The organism is Azohydromonas lata NBRC 102462, from assembly GCF_001571085.1.
GTDB lineage: Bacteria > Pseudomonadota > Gammaproteobacteria > Burkholderiales > Burkholderiaceae_C > Azohydromonas > Azohydromonas lata.
This window is the reverse complement of sequence record NZ_BCTC01000285.1, coordinates 1-1123: the sequence shown is the minus strand read 5'-3', so window position 1 is coordinate 1123 and position 1123 is coordinate 1. Positions and strand designations below refer to the sequence as shown.

At 68.2% G+C, this 1123-nt stretch carries 1 protein-coding gene; it reads left to right on the top strand.

Annotated elements, in window-relative coordinates:
- Nucleotides 1-79 precede the first annotated feature (79 nt).
- Complete coding sequence (pstA, locus tag ALA01S_RS31125) at nucleotides 80-964, top strand: phosphate ABC transporter permease PstA (protein WP_066343653.1); 885 nt, start codon at nucleotides 80-82, stop codon at nucleotides 962-964.
- Nucleotides 965-1123 lie beyond the last annotated feature (159 nt).

The window sequence follows — 1123 nt, the reverse complement described above, 5'->3', positions numbered from 1 at the left end:
CCTTCGTGATCCTGGTCCTGTCGCGCCTGCTGCTCAAGCGGCTGCAGCGCCATGAAGGAGCGCGCACGTGAACGCCCCCATGTCCCCCACCCCGACCGCGCCCGCCACCACCGCGCCGGACCGCCGCCTGGCCAAGCACCGCGCGCGCAAGCGCGTCAACGCCATCGCCCTGGCCATGGCGCTGGCCGCCATGGCCTTCGGCGTGTTCTGGCTGATCTGGATCCTGTGGGAGACGCTGCGCCTGGGCCTGCCCGCGCTGTCGCTGCACGTGTTCACGCAGATGACGCCCGCGCCGCAGTCCGAGGGCGGCGGCCTGGCCAACGCCCTCATGGGCTCGCTGCTCATGGTCGGCCTGGCCACGCTCATCGGCACGCCCATCGGCGTGATGGCCGGCATCTACCTCGCCGAGTACGGCCGCAAGGGCCTGCTGGGCGCGGCCACGCGCTTCATCAACGACATCCTGCTGTCGGCGCCCTCCATCGTCATCGGCCTCTTCGTCTACTCGGTGGTGGTGGCCACGACCAAGGGCTTCAGCGGCTGGGCCGGCGTGCTGGCGCTCACGCTCATCGTCATTCCCATCGTCGTGCGCACCACGGAAAACATGCTCTCGCTGGTGCCCAACGCGCTGCGCGAGGCGGCCTACGCCCTGGGCACGCCCAAGTGGAAGGTGATTGGCGACGTCACGCTCAAGGCCGCACGCTCCGGCGTGCTCACCGGCGTGCTGCTGGCGCTGGCCCGTGTTTCCGGCGAGACCGCGCCGCTGCTCTTCACCGCGCTGTCCAACCAGTTCTGGAGCGCCGACCTCTCCGACCCCATGGCCAGCCTGCCGGTGACCATCTTCAAGTTCGCCATGAGCCCCTACCAGAACTGGCAGGAGCTGGCTTGGGCGGGCGTCTTCCTCATCACGCTGGGCGTGCTCGCGCTCAACATCGCCGCGCGCGTGCTGCTGCGGCAAAAGCATTGACACACACCATGACCGCTGCCGTCGCTGAAAAAAGGGCCGTGCTCGATTACGCGCTGCCCGCCCATGAGAAAGCCAAGCTCTCCGTGCGGGACCTGCGCTTCTATTACGGCAACTTCCTCGCGCTCAAGCACGTCAATCTCGACATCCCCGAGAAGAAGG

Bases quoted from the DNA above. Each gene is read 5' to 3' on its own strand.
- pstA (WP_066343653.1), top strand. From the start codon at position 80: ATGTCCCCCACCCCGACCGCGCCCGCCACCACCGCGCCGGACCGCCGC.